Genomic DNA, 21,188 nt, shown 5'->3' on the forward strand with positions numbered 1-21,188 from the left:
ACCTGAATTGGCAATACCAAAATGAAGGGAGGCACTTTCCGCAGAAAATTGTCCTTTTTTGACCGCTTGTATGACGGTTAATTTGAATTCAGAAGAGTATTTTTGCTTCTTACCTATTACCGCTAACCCATTGATTCCGTTATGATGAAATTGAGCAATCCACCGAGTTAAGGTTTTCTTGGGTAATTGAAAATGTCGTTGAGTGAATAAACGATTTTTATCGTTTTGAAGATAAAACTCGATGACTTGTTGTTTGAATAGTGAGTTATATTTGGCCATAAAAAATCTGCACCTTAATCCGTTGGAGATTTTGTCCAACTTTTGGGGGGGCAGATCATTAGCGTCCTTTTGTTTATAACTGATATTTCTTCATTAATTTTAATTTTTCATGCGAGATTTCATTACCTAATTGGGTAATTATTTTCCCTTTATCTTGTACCGCTTGCGCCAATGCCTCGTTAGGTTGAGATTCTAATTTAATCATATCTCTGAATGTTTCTTGGCTTAATTGTAACGCTCTTAAACCGATATTTTTAATCGGTAAAATTTCATCATTTTGGATATCTAAATAGTTTAAAGACGCTTGAATTGTATCGACTTCTTCTAAATAGTTCTGCATAGTTTCAATACGGGAATATTTGTTTGTAGCACTTTCTAAGCCATACATCGCAAAGGCAGTCGCTTGGATATAATCATTTCCGTAAACCTCATCCCAATGATGAAAGCGTTGAAAATCAGCCTGTGGAGAATGGTTTTCTTGTGTAGTACAACCGATAAGACTGAAAATAAGCGAATAAGAAATAATAATTTTTATTATGTTGTGCATTTTGATGCCGTTTGCTGTCGAGTAAAAAGGCTAGGCGTTGCCTAGCCGATAAAGATATAATTATGGAGCTGGAGCTGCGCCATATTTAGTTGCTAATTCCGCTTCAATTTTTTGACCTTCCGTCGCAATTTTGTCTAATTGTGCTTGCAGTTCGCCAAAAGCTTTGTGTGCTTCAGGTGTTGGATTTTTAGCAAGTTTGTCGTTTTCAGCGATCATTTTTGCGCCTAATGCCATGGCTTCAAGCGATTTATCCTTAAGTGCTTTTACTTGAGGATCTTTGATTTCTAAAGTTGCCGCACTTTTTTGAATATTTTCAATTTGCTCAAGAATCGCTTTATTCATGGTTGTTTGAATTAGGGCTGCATCTTTTGCTTTGTCACCCAATTTTTCAATTGCGCTATTGATAGCTTCGCCAATTGATTTTTCTTGTAGTTGTTGCCATTCTTGGAACTTTTTATAGTCTTGCGCACCGGTATCTACCGCAGTTGTTTTGGTTTCTGCTTGTGTTGCTTGCACTTCTGCCGTTTTATTTGCCTGTTTATCGCAAGCGCTTAAAAATAAAGCGAATAGTGCGGTTGCGCCGATTTTAGTAAATTTATTCATGTGATTATCCTATATGAAAAAGGTTAGTGCTTTGCAACACTAACCTTATGATTCTATCATTGTATCAGCAAATTATTTAGCAAATTTTGCTTTTAAATCTGCTTGTAATTTTTGAAGTTCTTGAGCCGCTTGGTTCAATTGAGCTGCTTTCGCTTGAATCGCTTGCTGAGCTTCCGCTGTTGGTGCTGACATCACTTTTACTTGCTCTGAAAGCACTTCGCTTGATAAACCTAAAACAGCTTTAGTTTTATCTTTTAATGCTTTAATTTCTTCGCTTTTCACATCAACCGCATCTAAGCTTTTTAATGTTTCTTGCACTTTACCTGCAAAGTTATTTAATACGGTTTCTAATGCTTTAGGATCTTTCTCTGCTTGACTCATCACTTCAGCTAATTGTTTTTGAAACTCAGCTTGTGCAGTTGCTTGAGTTTGTTCTTGAACTTGATACCACTCTTGGAATTTTTTGTAATCCGCCGCAGGATCTGCTTTGTTACATGCTGTTACGCTAAATGCTAAGAGTGCTACCGCACCAATGGTCGCTAATTTTTTCATTCGTATTCCTTAAAAAGTAAGATTAAAAATTCCCTTTAGAAGGGGCGTTTATTGTAACGGTAATAGACAATGAGATAAAAGACTAGTTCAGTAAAATCTTGTATAAGATTGTCGATTGTGTAATTTTTAAGCTTTGATTATATACTCATTGCTTGAGCAATCAGCTGTTTTTTTAGCAGAGGAACTTGATTAACCGTACTTAATCCAATATCTCGAATTAATTTCTTAAGTGGATGATTGCCGTGAAAAAGCTGTTTTAAACTTTCCATTGCCGCCAATAATTTAACCGCTTCAGCTTTACGAATGCGTTCAAAACGGCGTAAGTGGCGATATTCGCCAATATCATGACCAATAGTCAAATGTTGCTGAATTTCTTGTGCAAGTGTTATCGCATCGGCAAAACCTAAGTTTACCCCTAAACCGGCTAACGGATGGATTGTATGTGCCGCATCGCCGATAAGCGCAATACGATTCTGTGCAAAATCGCGCGCATAGCGTGCCACGAGTGGATAAATTGCTCGCTCACTTTGCAATTCAACCATACCAAGTTGATTATCAAAGGCAATGGTTAGGGCTTGATTAAATTGTTTTTCATCACAACTTACCAACATTTCGGCTTGTTCCGGCGGCATAGACCAAACAATTGAGCAATATTGTTCATCGGGAAGCGGTAAAAATGCCAAAATACTATCCGGCGAGAAAATTTGGCGCGCGATAGCTTGATGTGGTTCCGCCGTTTTTATGTTACAAACTAATGCAGTATGTTGGTAATCTTTACTTGTCAGCGGAATGTTGGCTTGTTGACGAATCCATGAATTGGCCCCGTCTGCTGCTACTACTAATTTCGCCGACAACATTTCACCATTATCTAACGTTAAAAATGCACCTGTCTCATTGATACCGATAGTTCGTGCCGACGCTAATATAATTTCAGCATTGGTTTGTTGACGGGCTTGTTGCCAAAGTGCGTCTTGAATACGATTATTTTCAATAATAAAACCAAGCTGTTCGGCACCTAATTGTTTGATTTCCGGTTGGGTATTATCAAAGTGAATTTGAGCAAAGCTATCTTTTTCCCATACTCGCATTTGTTGATAAGCCGAACGGCGATCAGCGGCAATACGCTCAAAAGCACCAACTTGGCGTAACATTTTTTCGCTCGTCGCATTAATCGCACTCACTCGGTTTGAATAACTATCGCTAAGCGTCGGTGCATTTTTCTCAATAATCTTGATTTGGCATTCTGTATCTTTTAATAACGCTGCCAATGCAAGCCCGACCATACCGCCACCGATAATGATAATATCTGCTGATTTCATAGTGTGAGATGTTATTAGTTCTATAAATTAAAAGCGGTCGTTTTCCTGGAAAATTTGCAAAAATTTGAGAAAAATTGACCGCCTGGGTTAGCAAGGTTTACGATGATGTTTCGAGGCTACGATGACGAATTTGTACGTCTTTGTCTCGACTTTGGAAGTATTTAGCTAATTGCTCTGCTACAAAGACAGAACGATGTTTTCCACCGGTACAACCGATAGCAATTGTAAGATAGCTACGATTATTTTTTTCCAACATCGGTAACCACATTTCTAAGTAATTACGTGTGTGATAAATAAAATTGTGTACTTCAGTTTGACGATCTAAAAAGTCAATGACCGGTTGTTCTAAACCGGTCATTGGACGTAACTCCGGATTCCAATGCGGATTTGGTAAAAAACGTACGTCAAATACATAATCGGCATCAGCAGGTAAACCATATTTAAAGCCGAAAGATTCAAAGACAATCTTTAGTTCTTTATCAGTTGAACTGCGTAATAAGCTACGCAAATTTTCCGCCAACTCATGTGAAGAAATATTTGTGGTATCAATAATATAATTGGCTTGATGAAAAAGCGGTTCAAGTAAGGTGCTTTCTAAATCAATCGCACTCTCAAGTGATAAATCTTTACTGGAAAGAGGATGTAAACGTCTAGAATCACTATAGCGTCTGATGAGCGCATTACGTTCACAATCTAGGAAAATTAATTTGGTACTGATTGTAAGTTGTGAAAGTTGGTTGAGTAACTCTTCAATCTGCTCTGGATTTTCGGGTAAATTACGAATATCAAGGCTGACTACCGCAGAACGGCCGGAACTGGATAAGAATGAGGCCAATTCAGGAATAAGCGGAAGCGGTAGGTTATCTACACAGTAATAACCTACATCTTCTAAAGCTCGTAACGCAACAGATTTACCAGAACCGGAGCGTCCACTTATAATCACTAATTCCATATCTTTCCCCGAATGCAATTAATCTTGCGCAATAACCTGATTATCTGCGTATTCAAGTAGTTGCCAAATTTCTTCGGCACTTTCTGCATTACGCAATTGTTTTATTAATGTTTTATCGCTGAGACGTTGTGCAATTTGTTGTAAGCAACCTTTATATTGTTCACAACTTTCCTCAGGGAACATTACCGCATAAATTAAATCAACTTCTTTATTATCAATTGCTTCGTAATTAATCGGCGTTTCAAGCTGAACGAATACGGCAATCGGATTTTCTAAAGAGAGTGTTGATGAATTCGGTAATTTTGCATGTGGTAAGGCTATTCCATGATTTAAACTTGTAGAACCAAGTTTTTCTCGTTTGAATAGGTTGCCAAAACATTCAATTGGACAAAGTCCTTCATTTTCTTCACAGCCACAACTTTTATTCAATGACTCTGCGATGATTTTACCGACTAATTCTAGCGCTCTTTTCTTACTTGAGATCAAAGCACCTTGGCGAATATTTTCGATCGTGAGAAATTCAGTTAATTTCATATGTTTTACTCTGAAAAGATAGGGTAGTTATACACCATCCTATAAATCCATCAGATTAAAGTTTAAATTGGTCACCTAAGTAAACACGTTTTACATCAGGGTTATTTAATACTTCAGTCGGAGTACCACTGGCAATCATTTGCCCGCTACCTACGATATAAGCACGCTCACAAACATCTAACGTTTCACGCACATTATGGTCAGTGATTAATACGCCTAAACCACGTTCTTTTAAATTCACAATGATTTTTTTTATGTCAATCACAGAAATTGGGTCTACGCCAGCAAAAGGCTCATCTAATAAAATGAATTGCGGATTCGCTGCAAGTGCTCGAGCAATCTCAACTCTACGGCGTTCACCACCTGAGAGTGATTGCCCTAAGCTGTCACGGATATGTGAAATATGAAATTCATTGATCAATTCTTCCGCTCTGGCTTTGCGTTGCTGATTGTTCAAGTCTTTACGAACTTGGAGAACTGCCATAAGGTTGTCATATACGCTTAAACGACGAAAGATCGAGGCTTCTTGTGGTAAATAACCGATACCTTGTTTTGCACGATCATGCATCGGAAGTACGCTAATATCTTCATCATCAATTCTTATTCTACCCTGATCATGGCGTACAAGACCTACGACCATATAGAAAGTGGTCGTCTTACCAGCCCCGTTCGGACCTAAAAGACCAACAATTTCTCCCGCTTTGACATTCAGACTTACATCTTTTACGACTTGGCGGTTTTTATAGCTTTTTGCTAAATGTTCTGCATAAAGCGTTGGCATGGGGATTTCCTACTATTTGTTCTTGTTTAATTCGTTTGGAATAAGCACGGTTCTAACGCGCAATTTATTTCCACTGCTTGCTTTTAATTGTTGTTTTTTCACATCGTAAGTAATTTTACTTGCTTTGATAAAACTACCTTGTTGTTTTAATTCAGCATTACCGACAAGTGTCAGAAATTCTGAATTTAAATCATAATGTACGCTGTTACCTTTACCGTTGACCGGTTTACCGTTATCAAGTGTTTGTTGGAACGTAACAGGCGATCCTGTTGCATCAAGTGTTTCTTTTTTACCTTCTTGACGTGTAATCGTTACTTTATGTGCAGTAACTTTAATTGAGCCTTGAGTAATAACAACATTATCGGTAAACACAACCACATTACTATTCATATCGAGAGACTGGCTGCCCGAATCAATATTGATTGGTTGGTCTGTATCGCCTTTGAGTGCGTGTGCTGAGATACTTACACCGAAAAGGGTGGTAAGAACAACAGATTTCATGACAAGTTTCATTGTTCGTCCTTAGGAGATTGTGCCTCTGATTTTTCTTTTTCGTTGGACTGTCTTATAACAGTAGGTTCAATATAGGTTTTTACATTTTTAGTGAGCGTAGCGACTTGCTGTTTCAAATTACCTTTTAAGCCGACGCCACTTGTGGTAAAGCCCAATCCTACGGATTTTACCTCGCTTTCAGTAAAAATATCTTGGCTGTTTAAATCAACGGTTAATTTGTCGGTTTCAACTCGCTGTAAGCGAGAGGTGGGGTCAAGTGCTTCAATTTTAACGTCACCGGATAAATTCAGCATTTTTTCTTTCGTAATTTCAGCGTGTTTTGCGCTTACCTTCCATTGTTTGAGCGCAGTTTGTGCATCAAATAAGTCAACAAAAGGGTTTAAAAATTCCGTTCTTTTGCTTGATTCATAACGTTTTATTTCATCGGCTTGAGCAAAATATTGTGGGTTGCCTTTTAGATCATAAACCGAAGTAGTCATCTTATTCCCGGTATAATCAGGATTACCTTCTTTCTTGATTAATTGATCTAAACCGTTTGTTTCAGGCGTTTGTTGGCTCATATACCAACCACCTAAAGCGGCAGCAATAACAAGGAGAATGATGTTTAGGCGAATATTCATATAAATAAAAATCGAGTAAAAACAATTCGGAATGATAACATAAATTTTAGAATGGATATAGCAAGTGAATGAAAAGAATTTTGCGAAGAATATGTAAAATCCATAGAAAAAAAGACCGCTTGTAGCAAATCAAGCGGTCTTTTTTAACTAATTTTTTACGACTAGCCAGTGTTACGCATACCTGTGGCAATACCGGTAATGGTAATCATCAGCGCTTGTTCTAAAGCTGGATCGGGCGTATCACCTTGGCTACGTAAACGTTGTAATAACTCGACTTGTAATAAGTTGAGCGGGTCGGTATAAACGTTACGTAATGCGATCGATTCAGCAATCCAAGGTAAATCCGCCATCAACTGACCGTCATGCGCTAAGGTCAGCACGGTTTGAATATCCGCAGATAATTGTACACGAAGCTCTTTACCTAAACGGTGTAATTCTTTTGCTACTAAACGTTGGTCGTAATGTTCGGCAAGCCATAAATCCGCTTTTGAGAAGACCATTTCCAGCATACCGATGCGGGTAGAGAAAAATGGCCACTCTTTACACATTTCTTTAAGAGTTGCTTCATCACCTTGTTCAATCATTTGGCGCAGTGCAGCACCGGCACCAAGCCAAGCCGGTAACATTAAACGGTTTTGCATCCAAGCGAAAATCCATGGAATTGCACGTAAGCTTTCTACGCCACCGTTCGGATTACGTTTTGCCGGACGAGAACCAAGCGGCAGTTTTGATAGTTCCTGTTCCGGTGTCGCGCTGCGGAAGTATGGGACAAAATCTGGTTCGTCGCGAACAACGCCACGATAAATTTCACATGAAATATCTGAACCTTTGTCCATAATATCTCGCCATGCTTGTTTTGGTTCCGGTGGCGGTAATAAGTTGGCCTCTAAAATCGCACTTGCATAGAGATTTAACGTTTCTACCGCGACGGCTGGTAAACCGAGTTTGAAACGAATCATTTCGCCTTGTTCGGTTACACGTAAACCGGATTTTAATGAGCGAGGCGGTTGCGATAATAACGCTGCGTGTGCTGGCGCACCACCACGACCTACTGTGCCACCACGACCGTGGAATAACACTAATTCGATATTATATTTTTCCGCTAAATTGACCAATGCTTCTTGTGAACGATATTGCGCCCAACTTGCCGCTAACATACCGGCGTCTTTAGCTGAGTCTGAATAGCCAATCATTACCATTTGGTAATTGTTGATTACGCCACGATACCAACCGATATTAAATAAATCGGTCATCACTTTTTCACTATGATCTAAGTCGTCTAATGTTTCGAACAGCGGTGCAACCGGTACGGTATATTTACAGCCGGCTTCTTTCAATAACAAATGTACCGCTAACACGTCAGAAGCCTCGCGAGCCATAGAAATAACATAAGCGGAAATCGTACCTTCAGGTTGTTGGGCAACCACTTTACAGGTATCTAAAATTTCTTGCGTTTCAGGGCTTGGTGTCCAGTTGGTCGGCACCAAAGGACGGCGAGAACTCAATTCGCGTACTAAGAAAGCTTGTTTGTCGTCTTCAGTCCATTGCGCATAATCACCTAAACCGATATAACGAGTAATTTCGGAAATTGCCATTTCGTGACGGGTACTTTCTTGGCGGATATCAAGGCGAGATAAACCCAAGCCGAAACAACGGATACGACGTAAGCAATCTAATAGACCGCCATTTGCAATAATGCGCATACCACAAGCCTGTAATGACTGATAGCAGTCATAGAGCGGCTCCCATAAATCGTTATCGTTAGTGATGATGTCACTTGGATCAACTGTGGTCGCTTTACCTTCAATTAATTCACCAAAATAGGTTAAGGTTTTTTGTAATTTTGTACGCAATCCTTTTACTACAACACGATACGGTTCGATATGATCACCGTATTTCGCTCGGAATTTATCGGTACATTGTACGATAGAAAGTTCTTCAGCTAAATCACTGATATCATTTAAAAATAATTCCGCTGCTTTCCAACGGTTCATTTGTAACACTCTACGCGTCACTTCTGAAGTAACGAACGGGTTACCGTCACGGTCACCACCCATCCAAGAAGAGAAGCGTACCGGCGCAAGTGCTACGTCATGCTGTACACCAAAATGTTTTTCTAATTGGAAGTTCAGTTCACGGCAAAAATCAGGTACGGCTTTCCATAAACTGTTTTCAATAATTGCCATACCCCATTTAGCTTCATCAACCGGAGTCGGGCGAGCTGCACGGATCTCATTGGTATGCCATGCAAGCGCAATCAGTTGCATTAAACGGCGTTTAAGTTTGGTTTGTTCCGCATCGGTTAAATCATCGTGTTCTAATTGGCCTAAACATTTATTGATTTCAACGTGTTTATGCACTAATGAACGGCGGGTAACTTCGGTTGGGTGTGCGGTTAACACTAATTCAACCAATAATTTTTCAACGGTTTTAATTACGGTCTCAACCGGTGTATTTTGTTCTTTTAAACGAGCAAATAAAGCACCTAATGAACGGTTACCTAATGAAGCATCCTGATGATGACGTGAGATAGTTTGATATTGTTCAGCAATATTGGTGAGGTTTAAGAATTGGCTAAATGCACGTGCAACAGGTAACACATTTTCAGTTGAGATATTCGCCAATTTATCTAGTAATTGTTCGCGTGCTTTTTCATCGCCGGCACGAGAATTTTTTGAAAGAACTCGAATACTTTCAATTAATTCTAAGATATCATTACCTTGGGCTTCACGAATAGTTTCACCTAAAAAATCACCAAGCATATGGATGTTGTTACGCATAGCGGAGTATGGCTGATTCATAATTTTTTCCTATGTCTTGCATAAATTTAACTAAGGGTAGATATACCTAAAAATAGTGAAAATAGCAATAAAGAATTAATTAATTTTGTGAAATAATGATAAAACTCAAATTAACAGAATTTGTTTAAATCACAAAAGTAAAAAAGCGGCCAAATTTGACCGCTTTTTTGTAAAAAGAAAGGTTATTCCACTTGGAATAAGAATGGGTTTAAGCCGCTGCGAGCCAGCCCTTTGTGTTCCATTTCCGCATCTAAAATCAGTGTGCCTAAATCATCAGCGACCGGCTCCACGTGAGGATCTTTTTCTTGGTAAAGTACTTTTAAATAGCTTTCACAATCACTACAGCTTTCAGCTTTAACCGCTGCATCCACGCTGTCGATACTCCAATAGTCCAGTTTACCGCTTTGATCACAGACAGAGCATTGTGAGCGGGTCATATTCCATTCACTTTCGCACAATGCGCAATGTAAATAACGAAGCCCTTGGGTATCACCAAAATGCACAACACTTGCCACTGGTGCTGAATTGCACACCGGACAAGTATGACGTTCACCGACTTCGGTTCGGGTATTACGAGGTAATTGTTGGGCAAGTTGCGTCCAGTAAAGTGATAAAGCTGCCCATAGGAAAACCGCTTTATCTGCACCTACTGTTTCAAAACGTTCGTTGAGTAAATCATCGGCAAAAGCTTCTAATTCGGAACTTGAAGATTTTTCGAGCAACTCAATTGTAGCCAACATGGTGTCATTTGCATAAGGCTTAAACTTATCAATTAAAGCTAATAATAACTCACGCCATTCACTGCTGCGTTGGAAGGTGTTGGCATTTAACGGCTTTTGACCATTTGAAGTTTGAACACAAGCGGTCAATTTTTCCGAATAATTTGCAATAGGATGGCTCTCCAATAAATCTAATTGCACCTCAGAAAGATTCGCCGCAAATTCTAAGTAATCACCAAACGGATTATTCTCTGCAAGTTCTCTTAAACGCTTTGCTCGGCGAAAATAGAGATTCTTTGGATTGGCAAACAGTAGCGGTGGGTTTTGAAACGAACTTGCCGCTTGTTTCATTTCGTTTTCAGGTAAAATTCGGATGCTCATATTATTTTCTCAGGTTAAATCTTGCTAAATGCCCTTAAAAAAGAAACTTAGCAAGTATTTAAAAATCAAGTATTCAAAAATAAAGTGCGGTAAGTTACCGCACTTTAAGTCATTCTAGAAGCCAGTTATTCCTTCACTTGTTTTTCAATTTCAGGTAATACTTCTTCTTTAAACCATTTCGGGTGGTGTTTTTTCGCCCAGCGAACCGTTACCCAACCTTCAACCATACCGGTAATTGAGCCTTTAACCCAGAATGCCATATACATATGTACAAGAATACCGGTAAATAATGCAAAGGCACTTGCTGAGTGGAGTAAGATTGCGATACGTAACGTTTGAATCGAGAAATTCGCAGAGAAATATTTTCTCCACATAATAATGCCCGTAATCAATAGGGTAAACATCGCTAAAATTAGAGTCCAGAACAGCATTTTCTGACCCAAATTGTATTTGCCGTTATAAGCAACTGCGTGTTCGTTACCTTTTAATACTTCGACAATCCCTTTTGCCCAACGAATATCATTTTTTTCCGGAAGATTATGGTGCCAGTAGATCAGCGCCATAATGATAAATGCAATAAACATTACAATACCGGTAAATGGATGTAACGCACGAGCAAGCTGTGGTGTACCGAGAATCTCATGTAACCATGCAAAATCAGGGAAGAAGAAAGCAACCCCGGTAAACATGGTTAAAAAGAAAGCGATAACAAGGAACCAGTGGCTCACACGGGCAAGCGGTTTATGACGAACGATTTTAGTATCATTCGTAATCTCTAATTTCTTACTCATGTTTATCTCCTTCCTCATGATGATCTTCCACATCTTCTTCAACGTTCGGGCCAATCGTTACATAGTGTGCAACTTCAGCGAGGGCAAGACCGCCCATTGCGATAGCGGCAACCGGTTTTAATACGTCTTTCCAGAGCGTAACGGCTGGGTCAATACTCGGATCTTTCGGTAAGCCCGAATATAACTCTGGTTTATCGGCATGGTGTAATACGTACATTACGTGCGTACCGCCCACGCCTTCAGGGTTATAAACACCGGCATTCTCGTAACCACGAGTTTTGAGTTCCGCCACACGTTGTTCACCGTAGTGAAGCATTTCTTCTTTAGAACCGAAGCGAATTGCGCCTGTCGGACAGGTTTTTACACACGCCGGTTCTTGACCTACGTTAACACGATCGACGCAAAGGGTACATTTGTACACGCGGTTGTCTTTATCGTTCATACGAGGAATGTTGAACGGGCAACCGGCGATACAGTAACCGCAACCGATACATTTGTCAGATTGGAAGTCCACAATCCCGTTTGCATATTGAATGATTGCGCCCGGTGCCGGACAAGCTTTTAAACATCCCGGTTCGGCACAATGCATACAGCCGTCTTTACGGATTAACCATTCCAAGCGGTCATTTTCTTCCACTTCATTGAATTTCATTACCGTCCATTGTTCGGCATTCAGGTCAATTGGGTTATCGTAAACGCCTACACATTCTTGTGGGGCGGTACGAAGGTCGTTCCATTCGGAACAACCTACTTGACACGCTTTACAACCGATACAGGTTGATACATCGATCAGTTTTGCCACTTCCACAACATGGCTACGAGCCTGTGGTGGCGGTGTAACGAATGAGGTGGCGGAGACTTTAATAATGTTTTGTTCTTGAACGACCGACATTATGCTACCTCCGTGACTTTCTCAATATTTACCAAGAACGTTTTATATTCAGGGGTTTGCGTATTTGCATCACCCACACGACCGGTTAAACTATTCGCTAAATAACCTTTCTTACCGACGGTTGCAAAGCCCCCGTGGATTGGAATACCTACGGTATGAATAGTTTTTCCGTCCGCTTGTACAGAACGCACACGTTTTGTGACCACAGCTTTTGCCTTAATAAAGCCACGTTTTGAGCTCACTTTAACCGTATCGCCGTTAACAATGCCTTTTTCTTGTGCAAGTGCTTCACCGATTTCCACAAAAGGTTCCGGTTGAGCAATCACATTTAGCATAGATTGCTTCGTCCAGAAGTGGAAATGTTCCGTTAAACGATAAGTTGTACCGACATAAGGGAATTCATCCGCCGTGCCGAAACTTGCTTTATCGTTGTCTAAAATGCGTACCACCGGGTTTTGTACCACATTCGGATGAAGCGGGTTCGTGCCGATTGGGCTTTCGATTGGTTCGTAATGCTCAGGGAACGGACCGTCAACTAATTTATCGATTGCAAATAAACGGCTTACTCCTTCCGGCTGCATAATGAATGGACTGACGTTACTATTCGGTGGTGCAGAGCCGAAGTCTGCCACGTCAATATAGTTCCAGTTTTTACCATTCCATTTTACAAGCTGGCGTTTTGGGTTCCACGGTTTACCGGATGGATCTGCACTCGCACGGTTATAAACGATACGACGGTTTGCCGGCCATGCAAATGCCCAACCTAACGTATTACCTAAACCTGACGGGTCAGAGTTATCACGGTTTGCCATTTGGTTGCCTTTCTGTGTCCATTGACCGGTGTAAATCCAGTTACCTGAAGCGGTTGTACCGTCATTGCGTAGTTGTGCAAACGAAGAAAGCAATTCGCCTTTTTTCACTAAAATTTGACCGCTTGTCGGGTCAACGATGTCTTCTAGTGCGTAGCCGTTAATTTCTTTTGCTAACTCGTCTGCTTTCGGCTCAGCCGGGTTTGCGTAATCCCAAGTCATCGCTTCAATCGTTTCAAGCGATTTACCACCTTCGTGATGATACATTTCTAACATCACTTCACGAATTTCCGAGAGAATATCTACGTCTGGTTTTGCCTCTTTTGGCGGCTCGGCTGCTTTCCAGTGCCATTGTAACCAACGACCTGAGTTTGCAATCGAACCGTCTTCTTCCGCAAAACAGATAGTCGGTAAGCGGAATACTTCCGTTTGAATGTCTGCCGGATTGACATCATTCATCTCACCGTAGTTTTGCCAGAAGTTAGACGTATCTGTTTCTAACGGGTCTAAAATGACTAAGAATTTAAGCTTGCTTAAGCCTTTACGGACTTTATTCGAATCCGGATAAGACGCAATCGGGTTATAGCCTTGGCAGATATAACCGTTAACTTTTCCCTCAACCATCATATTGATGTATTGCATCGGGTCGAGTTTTTTCGGTAATTGTTTTGGTAAATTATGGAAACCGTATTCATTTTCTGCGGTTGCTTTATCGCCATAGAACGATTTAAGCAAGCTGACTAAGAATTTTGGTGTGTTTTGCCAATAGTTTACCTGACCTTCAATCATTGTTTTTGGTGTAATACGCGCTAAGAATGCGTCTAATGACGTATCGTTTTCAGTCGGAAGCGGCATATAACCGGTCAACATTGACGGGAACAAGCCCATATCAGTAGAACCTTGAACGTTTGAGTGTCCGCGTAACGCATTTACACCGCCACCGGCCATACCGATATTACCGAGAAGTAACTGAATCATCGCCATTGAGCGAATGTTTTGTGAACCGACCGAGTGTTGGGTCCAACCTAATGCGTATAAGAAAGTTGTCGTACGTTCTGGTGTTGAAGTTGAAGCAATGGTTTCTGCAAATTCTAAGAATGCTTTTTGCTTCGTACCGCAGATACGTTCCACCATTTCCGGGGTATAACGTTCAACGTGTGCTTTTAATAAGTTAATGACACAACGAGGATCTTGGAATGTTAAATCACGTTTCGGCTGACCGTTTTCATCAAGCTGATAAGACCATGTCGATTTATCGTATTGACGAGTTTCCGCATCGTAGCCGGAGAATAAACCGTCTTCGAATTTGAAGCCTTCGTTTACTAAGAAACTTGCGTTGGTATAGTGTTTAACGTATTCGTGTTGAATTTTATCGTTCGCTAACAAGTAACGGATCACACCTAATAACATTGCGATATCGGTACCCGAACGAATCGGCGTATAGAAATCCGCAACAGATGCCGTACGGTTAAAGCGTGGGTCAACCACCATTAACTTCGCACCGTTTTGTTTTTTCGCTTCAATTGCCCAGCGGAAACCGACAGGGTGTGCTTCAGCGGCATTACCACCCATTACGACCACTACGTCCGCATTTTTGATATCAACCCAGTGATTTGTCATGGCACCGCGACCAAATGTTGGAGCAAGACTTGCTACCGTTGGTCCGTGTCAGGTACTCGCTTGGTTGTCTAAATAGAGCATACCGAGAGAACGTCCCCACTTATGTGTGAGGTAACAGGTTTCATTACTTGCAGCAGAAGCGCATAACATACCTGTGGTGAGCCAACGGTTTACCGGGGTACCGGCTTCGTTGGTTGCTTGGAAGTTTGCATCGCGGTCTTCTTTTAAAAGTTTTGCGATTTTATGAATAGCATCGTGCCAAGAAATTCGTTCCCATTTATCTGAACCCGGCGCGCGATATTCCGGATATTGTAAACGATTAGGACTATTTACATAGTCTAAAACACCCGCACCTTTAGGACATAACGCCCCACGGCTTACCGGATGATCTGGGTCACCTTCAACATGGAATAATTTACCACGTGAATTCATTGCACCATCGCCCATGCTGTACATCAGCATTCCACAACCTACGGCGCAATAAGTGCAAGTTTGGCGAGTTTCTTTGGCTCGTAATAATTTATATTCACGAGGAGCCGCTAACGCAGTTGCCGGCGCAAAGCCTAGCATTGCTGCGGATGTGCCCGCCATACCACCTGCACAGATCTTAAAGAACTTACGTCTAGAGACCTGCATAATCACTCCTACTTAAAAAACAAAACATTCATAAAGAATTAATGTAAATAATTTGAAAAGCTCTAATTGCATACTGCATTTAAAGTGAAGCTATTATTGACTTTTATTTATAATAAGCCATACCCAATCGTAAGTAAAACTAGCACTATTTGCAGTTAGTTTGATATAGCTTAAATATTTAGTGAAATACTAGCGGGATTTAAATGCTGTTGAGTATTTGAGTTTTACAAATTTTTAACAAAATAAGCATAAAATGCAAGTAAAAAAGCATTTTGCTAATAAATTGTTATTAAATGAAAGTGATTTTTATTTCTTCTGCAATAGAAGCAGTGCGAAACTCTTATATTGTTGACTAATAAAAAAATTGTAGAATAACGATAAAAATATGGGGTGGAAGGTAATTTGGAATAAATTATGGATATAACAATACAAAAACAAGCGGTTAAATTACAACAATTTTTTACCACTGAAATTCAAGAAAATCTTATTTGTGAAGTGCCGGTTGCATTAGTTTATAACGGGATTTCTCATGCGGTAATGATGACGACTCCACAAGATTTGGAAGATTTTGCGTTAGGCTTTTCATTAGCGGAAGGCATTTTGGAGGATAAACAAGAATTATACGGCTTAGATGTGATTGAGCAATGCAATGGCATTGAAGTGCAAATCGAGATTGCTACTCGTCAATTTGCGGCATTGAAAGAAAAACGCCGTTCGATGACCGGCAGAACCGGTTGTGGAATTTGCGGGGTAGAGCAATTGGAGCAAGTCAGCCAAAGTTGCAAATTTTTACAAAAAAATGACCGCTTGCAAGCCGTAAACCCACAGGTATTCTATGATTGCTTGCAACAACTTGAACAAGCGCAACAATTGGCACAACAAACCGGCGCAAGCCATGCGGCGGCATTCTTTTCTCCGCAAGGGGAATTGCTTGCAATTCGAGAAGATGTCGGCAGACACGTGGCGCTGGATAAACTTATCGGTTGGTATGCGAAAGCGGGTAAGCCGCTTGGTTTTGTGTTTGTGACCAGTCGTGCCAGTTTTGAAATGGTACAGAAATGTTTGGCGGTCGGTATCGAAATGTTGTGTGCCATTTCCGCAACAACGGCTTTGGCGGTTGAGATTGCGCAGGCACATGATTTCACTTTGAGTGCTTTTACTCGCAAAGGAAAAGCGACCGTATATTCCGGTGAGAAACGCTTGTTATTGGAGAAAGCCTAATATGGACATCGCTTTATTGTTAGCTGAGAAAATTACTCAGTTAACCATTATTGTGTTACTCGGTTATTTATTAGTGAAGCTGAAATTGCTGACTTCGGAACAAAGTTACCCGATTTCGGTTATCGGGCTATATATTATTAGCCCGTCTATGCTGATTACCGCTTTTCAGATCGAATATTCGGACGCTGTTTTACACGGCTTATATTTGTCTTTCGGTATGGCGATTTTGCTGAGCGGTCTGCTGATTTTGATTGGTAAAATATTAAAGCCGATTTTTAAATTAAGCAATTTGGAACACGCCACCGCCATTTATTCGAATTCGGGCAATTTGATTATTCCGTTGGTTGCTTCGTTATTTGGCAATGAATGGGTGATTTACGCCACCGGCTTTATGGTGGTACAAAATTTCTTGTTTTGGTCGCATTTACGCATGTTATTGTGCGGTAAGGGCGAAGTATCTTTGAAAAAGATTTTGACCAATATCAACATTATTGCGATTGTGATTGGTATGCTGTTGTTCCTATTACAAATTAAATTACCTAACGTAATTGCGGGAACATTAGCTTGGCTCGGCGATATGATCGGGCCGATGGCGATGTTAGTAGCGGGGATGTTAATTACGTCGATTCCAGTCAAAGAGATTATGGCGGATAAGCGTATTTATTTGGTTTCGTTTCTTCGCTTGATTTTTATCCCGCTGATTTTATTGGTGATTGTCAAAGTATTCGACTTTGGTAGCTGGGTAGCGGAAAATGGTGCAACTATTGCGATGATTAGCTTTTTGGCAACCACCAGCCCTTCGGCGGCAACCGTAACGCAAATGGCGGTGGTGTATAACCAAGACGCAAGAAAAGCCAGCGCAATTTATGGTGTAACCACCTTACTTTGTGTGTTCACTATGCCGCTGATTATTGCCCTATATCAATGGCTTTAAGGTAAAAACAAGCGGTCTGTTTTGTGGAAGATTTTGCAAATACTTTCCTAAAACAGACCGCTTGTTTAATGAATGACTAGTGACCTAAGCCGCTCGCACCGAGCATAATTGCCCATAGTGCCAATTGTAGTTCGGATTCCGATACCTCTCTACCGTTTAAGTTTACTTTGCCGTTCTCAATTTTTAATGCCAGTTTAATATGTTCAGTGTCTACGCTAGCAATACCTGAGTGTTTCGCACTATTTGCTAATTCTTGAATACGCAGTTTGGCATTTTCTTCCGGTGTACCGATATAATTTGCGTCAGGCGCAATGGTTAACCATTGTTTTGCGATTTCTTCACTTGCCGCTAAATTTAACGTTACGTCCAAATTAGACGGCTTAAAGATTTTAAGCGTATCTTCGATAGATTTCGCTTGTGATACTTGTGCAATATCGAATTTATCCAAATCTAAATTAAGTGAAAAAGTATTTTTACCTTTCGCATTTTGAATCGAAATTTCGTTCACTTTTAATTTAGGTGCTTTGGTAAGGAGGGCTGTTACTGCTGCTTGTAATTGATTTTGGATTTCAGGCGATTCACTTTCTAATTTATCTGAAAGTAAAGTCAATTCATTAAATGATTTTGCGTCAAAATCCATCATCATATCGAGATGAATCTTCCCTAAATTGGCGGTTTTAGCTTCAGCCGCCCAATCTGCATTGAACGTAAGATCTCCGGAACCTACCATACGCTCATTTTTAATTTCACTATGACCTTTAGATGTCAGTTCGTTTAAATTGATGACCTCATTTTTTTCGTTAACAACAGAGAGCTTTTTAATATTCGCTTGATAATCACCTAAACCTTTTAGTTCTGGATATTGTTTATCCTGCGTGTAATTTGCAGTGTAATGTAAGCCGGATAATTCAAACGCACCTTTACTTTCGCCATCATCTTTTATTTTCAGTAACTCAATATTCAAATGTTGTTTACCAAAACCGTTATAATCGCCCTTCAAATAGATTTTTGAGGCTTCAATATTCTCCGATTTAAACGGATTAAGCGTAGCGTTACCGGCTACATTACCACTGTAATGAATATCCGTTGTCGCTGAAAGAACATCGTTACCGGAAAAATAGCTTTTGAGCTGGTTGTCCACGGCAGAAATATGCGTTTCACCGCTTAATAACATTGGCACCAAATTGCCTTTCATTAAACGATTTAACGGAAGCGGTCCATGATAAACGGTATCGTTACCTTTAAGCGAAAAGCTATTTTTATCCGTTTTAACATTGACGTTATATTGAACTGCTGAACTAAAAATGCCTTTAGTGAGTTTGACGTCACTGATATCAGCATGAATATCATAAGCTTTTAGACCCTTTAGTGCGGTATTTACTTGTTCAAGCAGTTCCGGATAACGTTGTTCAATTTGGTTACCGGTATACCACGCACCGCCACTAGTAATTGCAGCTAATGCAGCCACTACAGAAATCACAAGGGTTGATTTTTTCATTAATTATTTCCTTTATAGATTTTAGGGATAATGTAGATTTTTATCCGCTTTTTTTAATATTAAGCTTGTTCAGCCTGTTGTGTTAGCCATTCGCAAGGTTCAAAGCGAGCGCCGTATTGTTTAACGTGTTGACGTAATTGCTTAACGATTTCTGGGGCGCCGATTTTTTCCATATAGGCATAAATCCCGCCTCTAAATTCAGGGAAACCGGCACCAAGTACGGAAGCAACGTTTCCTTCATCAATAGATTGGATCACGTTATCTTGCAAACACCAAGCCGCTTCATTAAGCATACGCAGAATACAACGGCGGGCAATTTGCTCGGATTCCAAATCATTACGGGCAATGGTTTCCATCACATGATAAATACTTTTATCTTCTTGCAAACGTTCGCCTTTCGAATCATACATATAAAAGCCACGTTTATTCTTGCAGCCTTTGCGCTCGTTACGAATCAGTAAATCAATACTTTCGGGCAAATTAAAGCGGCTGCCCAATTCACGAACCAGAGCTGGGTTTGATTTGGCTATCACATCTAGTCCCATTTCATCAATAACTGCTAATGGGCCTAGATGGAAACCGAATTCTTGCAACGAGCGGTCGATAAACTCAATGGATTCGCCATCTACCAAACATTGAATCGCTTCTAATAAGAACGGCGTTAAAATGCGGTTGATAAAGAAGCCTTGTTTATCTGCTACTAATAAAGGTATTTTTCCTTGCTGAATCGCAAAGTGAATCGCTGTGGCAATCGTATGTTCGCAAGTGCCTTCATGCGGTACGATTTCAACCATTTTTTGCTTCGCCACCGGGCTAAAGTAGTGGAAGCCAATCACATTTTCCGGACGTATAGCGACCGAAGCGATATCTCGGATTGCGAAAGTCGATGTATTGGTCGCAAAAATCGCATGTTCGTCATAATAGGCTTCGCTTTCTTGCAACATTCGCTGTTTCAGTTTGAGATCTTCATACACAGCTTCGATAATAAAATCGGTCGATTTTGCCGCAACAAGGCGCTCGCCGCCGGTAATTAGGTTCATTCTCTGAATCATTTGCCCCGGATTAAGCTGGTTTTTATCCACTTCATTACGCATCAATTCGTAGCAGGTGCGTAGTGCTTTACGGATTTCCGAAGGATGAATATCTTTAATTCGCACCGGCACTTGCGCATTGTTGGCGGTTAGATAGGCGATTCCCGCACCCATATAACCGGAGCCAAGTACACTCACTTGCAATACATCTCTTACATTACCACGAATGCGATATTTATCTTTCATCGCACGTTCGGTTTTTTTCAAATCAATTAAAACTTTTGATGTCTCGGTATGAAATAATTCGGCGAATGCGTGTTGCTCTAAGGTTAAGCCAGCCTTGAAATGCGGCTCTTTTAGCAATTCGATAAGACGGGCAACCGCAGGGTAGTTGCCAAAGGTTTTTAGCCATACCAAATTTTCGGTGCGATCGAGAAACTTATGGCGGAAAAGGGTATTTCCTTCTAATTGTTTACGCCATTTTTTAAATAACGTAAGCGGTCGTTTATGATCGACTTTTTGCACTTTGTTATTTAATAACATTTGATATGCGGTATCAAAAAGTCGGGTCACCGGTACGAGTTTATCCACTAACGCAAACTTCTTCGCTTGTTCGGCATTGATTTTATGTCCAAATAGTAATAGCGGTGTGGCATTTTGCAAGCCGATTAAACGAGGTAAACGTTGTGTACCGCCGGCAAACGGTAATAAGCCGGAACGTACTTGTGGCATCGCAAATTGTGTGTGATTTTCATCCGTTGCCAAACGATAATCACAAGCCAATGCCAATTCTAAGCCTAAGCCGAAACAATTGCCGTCAATTGCGGAGATCACCGGCATTTTTAGTGTATTAATTTCGCGCATGACCGCCTGCGCTTCTTGCGAGAATATTCTTAGCTGTTCCGCCGTTTTCTCTTTTAGAATGCTCGGCTTGAAGCCCTGAATAAAGTTGTGCGCACGAGCAGAGATAAAAATCACGCCTCGAGCTTGCTGATAAATGATACTGCCGATAACGCTGCGTAGTTCGCTGACAAAATTTTCCGGTAACCAGTTAGCATCATTATCTAAAGTTTGAATACGAATAATCGCGATACGGTTATCATCAATTTCTACTTGAAACACCGGTGTTTGTTCTTGTTGTTCAATCATCGTATC

At 40.5% G+C, this 21,188-nt stretch carries 18 protein-coding genes and 1 pseudogene; 2 read left to right on the top strand and 17 right to left on the bottom strand.

The annotated features are described in order from the left end of the window. The 15 genes and pseudogenes from C228_RS0108535 to fdnG all read right to left on the bottom strand — a co-directional run. The coding region (locus tag C228_RS0108535; RefSeq protein ID WP_018652213.1) for a helix-turn-helix domain-containing protein at positions 1-279 on the bottom strand (279 nt) is incomplete at its 3' end. A gap of 73 nt (positions 280-352) precedes the next feature. Then, positions 353-826 carry a hypothetical protein gene (locus C228_RS0108540; protein WP_018652214.1) on the bottom strand — a complete coding sequence of 158 codons (474 nt, stop codon included), beginning with the start codon at positions 824-826 and terminating at the stop codon, positions 353-355. 60 nt (positions 827-886) lie between these two features. Next, complete coding sequence (locus C228_RS13515) at positions 887-1,429, bottom strand: hypothetical protein (protein WP_018652215.1); 543 nt, start codon at positions 1,427-1,429, stop codon at positions 887-889. A gap of 72 nt (positions 1,430-1,501) precedes the next feature. After that, the gene (locus C228_RS0108550; protein WP_018652216.1) at positions 1,502-1,981 is read right to left on the bottom strand and encodes a hypothetical protein; all 480 of its coding nucleotides are present in this window, start codon (positions 1,979-1,981) and stop codon (positions 1,502-1,504) included. Positions 1,982-2,118: 137 nt separating this feature from the next. Then, positions 2,119-3,300, bottom strand: a complete 1,182-nt coding sequence (locus C228_RS0108555; RefSeq protein WP_018652217.1) for an FAD-dependent 2-octaprenylphenol hydroxylase — start codon at positions 3,298-3,300, stop codon at positions 2,119-2,121. A gap of 87 nt (positions 3,301-3,387) precedes the next feature. Further along, positions 3,388-4,252, bottom strand: a pseudogene (gene rapZ / locus C228_RS0108560) (RNase adapter RapZ). Between the two features lie 18 nt (positions 4,253-4,270). Then, on the bottom strand, positions 4,271-4,786 hold the full coding sequence (locus C228_RS0108565; RefSeq protein ID WP_018652219.1) for a PTS sugar transporter subunit IIA: 516 nt from the start codon (positions 4,784-4,786) through the stop codon (positions 4,271-4,273). A gap of 55 nt (positions 4,787-4,841) precedes the next feature. Beyond that, the gene (gene lptB, locus C228_RS0108570; RefSeq protein WP_018652220.1) at positions 4,842-5,567 is read right to left on the bottom strand and encodes an LPS export ABC transporter ATP-binding protein; all 726 of its coding nucleotides are present in this window, start codon (positions 5,565-5,567) and stop codon (positions 4,842-4,844) included. A gap of 12 nt (positions 5,568-5,579) precedes the next feature. Continuing rightward, a complete protein-coding gene (gene lptA, locus C228_RS0108575) occupies positions 5,580-6,080 on the bottom strand; it encodes a lipopolysaccharide transport periplasmic protein LptA (protein ID WP_018652221.1) in 501 nt (166 codons plus the stop codon). Continuing rightward, positions 6,077-6,700: an LPS export ABC transporter periplasmic protein LptC gene (lptC, locus tag C228_RS0108580; protein WP_026313251.1), complete on the bottom strand. Its 624-nt coding sequence runs from the start codon at positions 6,698-6,700 to the stop codon at positions 6,077-6,079. Before lptC ends, lptA begins: the two co-directional genes overlap by 4 nt. A 161-nt stretch (positions 6,701-6,861) precedes the next feature. Continuing rightward, complete coding sequence (gene ppc / locus C228_RS0108585) at positions 6,862-9,501, bottom strand: phosphoenolpyruvate carboxylase (protein ID WP_018652223.1); 2,640 nt, start codon at positions 9,499-9,501, stop codon at positions 6,862-6,864. A 182-nt stretch (positions 9,502-9,683) separates the two neighbouring features. Then, a complete protein-coding gene (gene fdhE, locus C228_RS0108590) occupies positions 9,684-10,601 on the bottom strand; it encodes a formate dehydrogenase accessory protein FdhE (protein ID WP_018652224.1) in 918 nt (305 codons plus the stop codon). 125 nt (positions 10,602-10,726) lie between these two features. Next, positions 10,727-11,392 (bottom strand): formate dehydrogenase subunit gamma, encoded by a 666-nt coding sequence (locus C228_RS0108595; protein WP_018652225.1) that lies wholly within the window; start codon positions 11,390-11,392, stop codon positions 10,727-10,729. Beyond that, positions 11,385-12,284 carry a formate dehydrogenase subunit beta gene (fdxH, locus tag C228_RS0108600; protein WP_018652226.1) on the bottom strand — a complete coding sequence of 300 codons (900 nt, stop codon included), beginning with the start codon at positions 12,282-12,284 and terminating at the stop codon, positions 11,385-11,387. Before fdxH ends, C228_RS0108595 begins: the two co-directional genes overlap by 8 nt. Then, entirely contained in the window at positions 12,284-15,349 is a 3,066-nt protein-coding gene (gene fdnG, locus C228_RS0108605; RefSeq protein WP_155877785.1) for a formate dehydrogenase-N subunit alpha, read from the bottom strand. The genes fdxH and fdnG overlap by 1 nt, the downstream gene beginning before the upstream one ends. A gap of 414 nt (positions 15,350-15,763) precedes the next feature. Here fdnG and fdhD point away from each other — a divergent pair, with 414 nt between their 5' ends. Then, positions 15,764-16,570, top strand: a complete 807-nt coding sequence (gene fdhD / locus C228_RS0108615) for a formate dehydrogenase accessory sulfurtransferase FdhD (RefSeq protein WP_018652229.1) — start codon at positions 15,764-15,766, stop codon at positions 16,568-16,570. A 1-nt stretch (position 16,571) separates the two neighbouring features. Beyond that, the gene (locus C228_RS0108620) at positions 16,572-17,504 is read left to right on the top strand and encodes an AEC family transporter (RefSeq protein WP_018652230.1); all 933 of its coding nucleotides are present in this window, start codon (positions 16,572-16,574) and stop codon (positions 17,502-17,504) included. A 76-nt stretch (positions 17,505-17,580) separates the two neighbouring features. On the opposite strand, the gene C228_RS0108625 is transcribed toward C228_RS0108620, so the two are convergent. Together C228_RS0108625 and C228_RS0108630 are read right to left on the bottom strand one after the other, a co-directional pair. Next, entirely contained in the window at positions 17,581-19,002 is a 1,422-nt protein-coding gene (locus tag C228_RS0108625) for a YdgA family protein (RefSeq protein ID WP_018652231.1), read from the bottom strand. A gap of 59 nt (positions 19,003-19,061) precedes the next feature. Continuing rightward, on the bottom strand, positions 19,062-21,182 hold the full coding sequence (locus C228_RS0108630) for a 3-hydroxyacyl-CoA dehydrogenase NAD-binding domain-containing protein (RefSeq protein ID WP_018652232.1): 2,121 nt from the start codon (positions 21,180-21,182) through the stop codon (positions 19,062-19,064). Between the last annotated feature and the right edge of the window lie 6 nt (positions 21,183-21,188).

This window comes from Actinobacillus capsulatus DSM 19761 (assembly GCF_000374285.1).
GTDB lineage: Bacteria > Pseudomonadota > Gammaproteobacteria > Enterobacterales > Pasteurellaceae > Actinobacillus > Actinobacillus capsulatus.

What these genes read in the sequence shown, in the direction of transcription:
- C228_RS0108540 (WP_018652214.1), bottom strand. Translation starts at nt 826, where the DNA reads ATGCACAACATAATAAAAATTATTATTTCTTATTCGCTTATTTTCAGT.
- C228_RS13515 (WP_018652215.1), bottom strand. Translation starts at nt 1,429, where the DNA reads ATGAATAAATTTACTAAAATCGGCGCAACCGCACTATTCGCTTTATTT.
- C228_RS0108550 (WP_018652216.1), bottom strand. Translation starts at nt 1,981, where the DNA reads ATGAAAAAATTAGCGACCATTGGTGCGGTAGCACTCTTAGCATTTAGC.
- C228_RS0108555 (WP_018652217.1), bottom strand. Translation starts at nt 3,300, where the DNA reads ATGAAATCAGCAGATATTATCATTATCGGTGGCGGTATGGTCGGGCTT.
- C228_RS0108565 (WP_018652219.1), bottom strand. Translation starts at nt 4,786, where the DNA reads ATGAAATTAACTGAATTTCTCACGATCGAAAATATTCGCCAAGGTGCT.
- lptB (WP_018652220.1), bottom strand. Translation starts at nt 5,567, where the DNA reads ATGCCAACGCTTTATGCAGAACATTTAGCAAAAAGCTATAAAAACCGC.
- lptA (WP_018652221.1), bottom strand. Translation starts at nt 6,080, where the DNA reads ATGAAACTTGTCATGAAATCTGTTGTTCTTACCACCCTTTTCGGTGTA.
- lptC (WP_026313251.1), bottom strand. Translation starts at nt 6,700, where the DNA reads ATGAATATTCGCCTAAACATCATTCTCCTTGTTATTGCTGCCGCTTTA.
- ppc (WP_018652223.1), bottom strand. Translation starts at nt 9,501, where the DNA reads ATGAATCAGCCATACTCCGCTATGCGTAACAACATCCATATGCTTGGT.
- fdhE (WP_018652224.1), bottom strand. Translation starts at nt 10,601, where the DNA reads ATGAGCATCCGAATTTTACCTGAAAACGAAATGAAACAAGCGGCAAGT.
- C228_RS0108595 (WP_018652225.1), bottom strand. Translation starts at nt 11,392, where the DNA reads ATGAGTAAGAAATTAGAGATTACGAATGATACTAAAATCGTTCGTCAT.
- fdxH (WP_018652226.1), bottom strand. Translation starts at nt 12,284, where the DNA reads ATGTCGGTCGTTCAAGAACAAAACATTATTAAAGTCTCCGCCACCTCA.
- fdhD (WP_018652229.1), top strand. Translation starts at nt 15,764, where the DNA reads ATGGATATAACAATACAAAAACAAGCGGTTAAATTACAACAATTTTTT.
- C228_RS0108620 (WP_018652230.1), top strand. Translation starts at nt 16,572, where the DNA reads ATGGACATCGCTTTATTGTTAGCTGAGAAAATTACTCAGTTAACCATT.
- C228_RS0108625 (WP_018652231.1), bottom strand. Translation starts at nt 19,002, where the DNA reads ATGAAAAAATCAACCCTTGTGATTTCTGTAGTGGCTGCATTAGCTGCA.
- C228_RS0108630 (WP_018652232.1), bottom strand. Translation starts at nt 21,182, where the DNA reads ATGATTGAACAACAAGAACAAACACCGGTGTTTCAAGTAGAAATTGAT.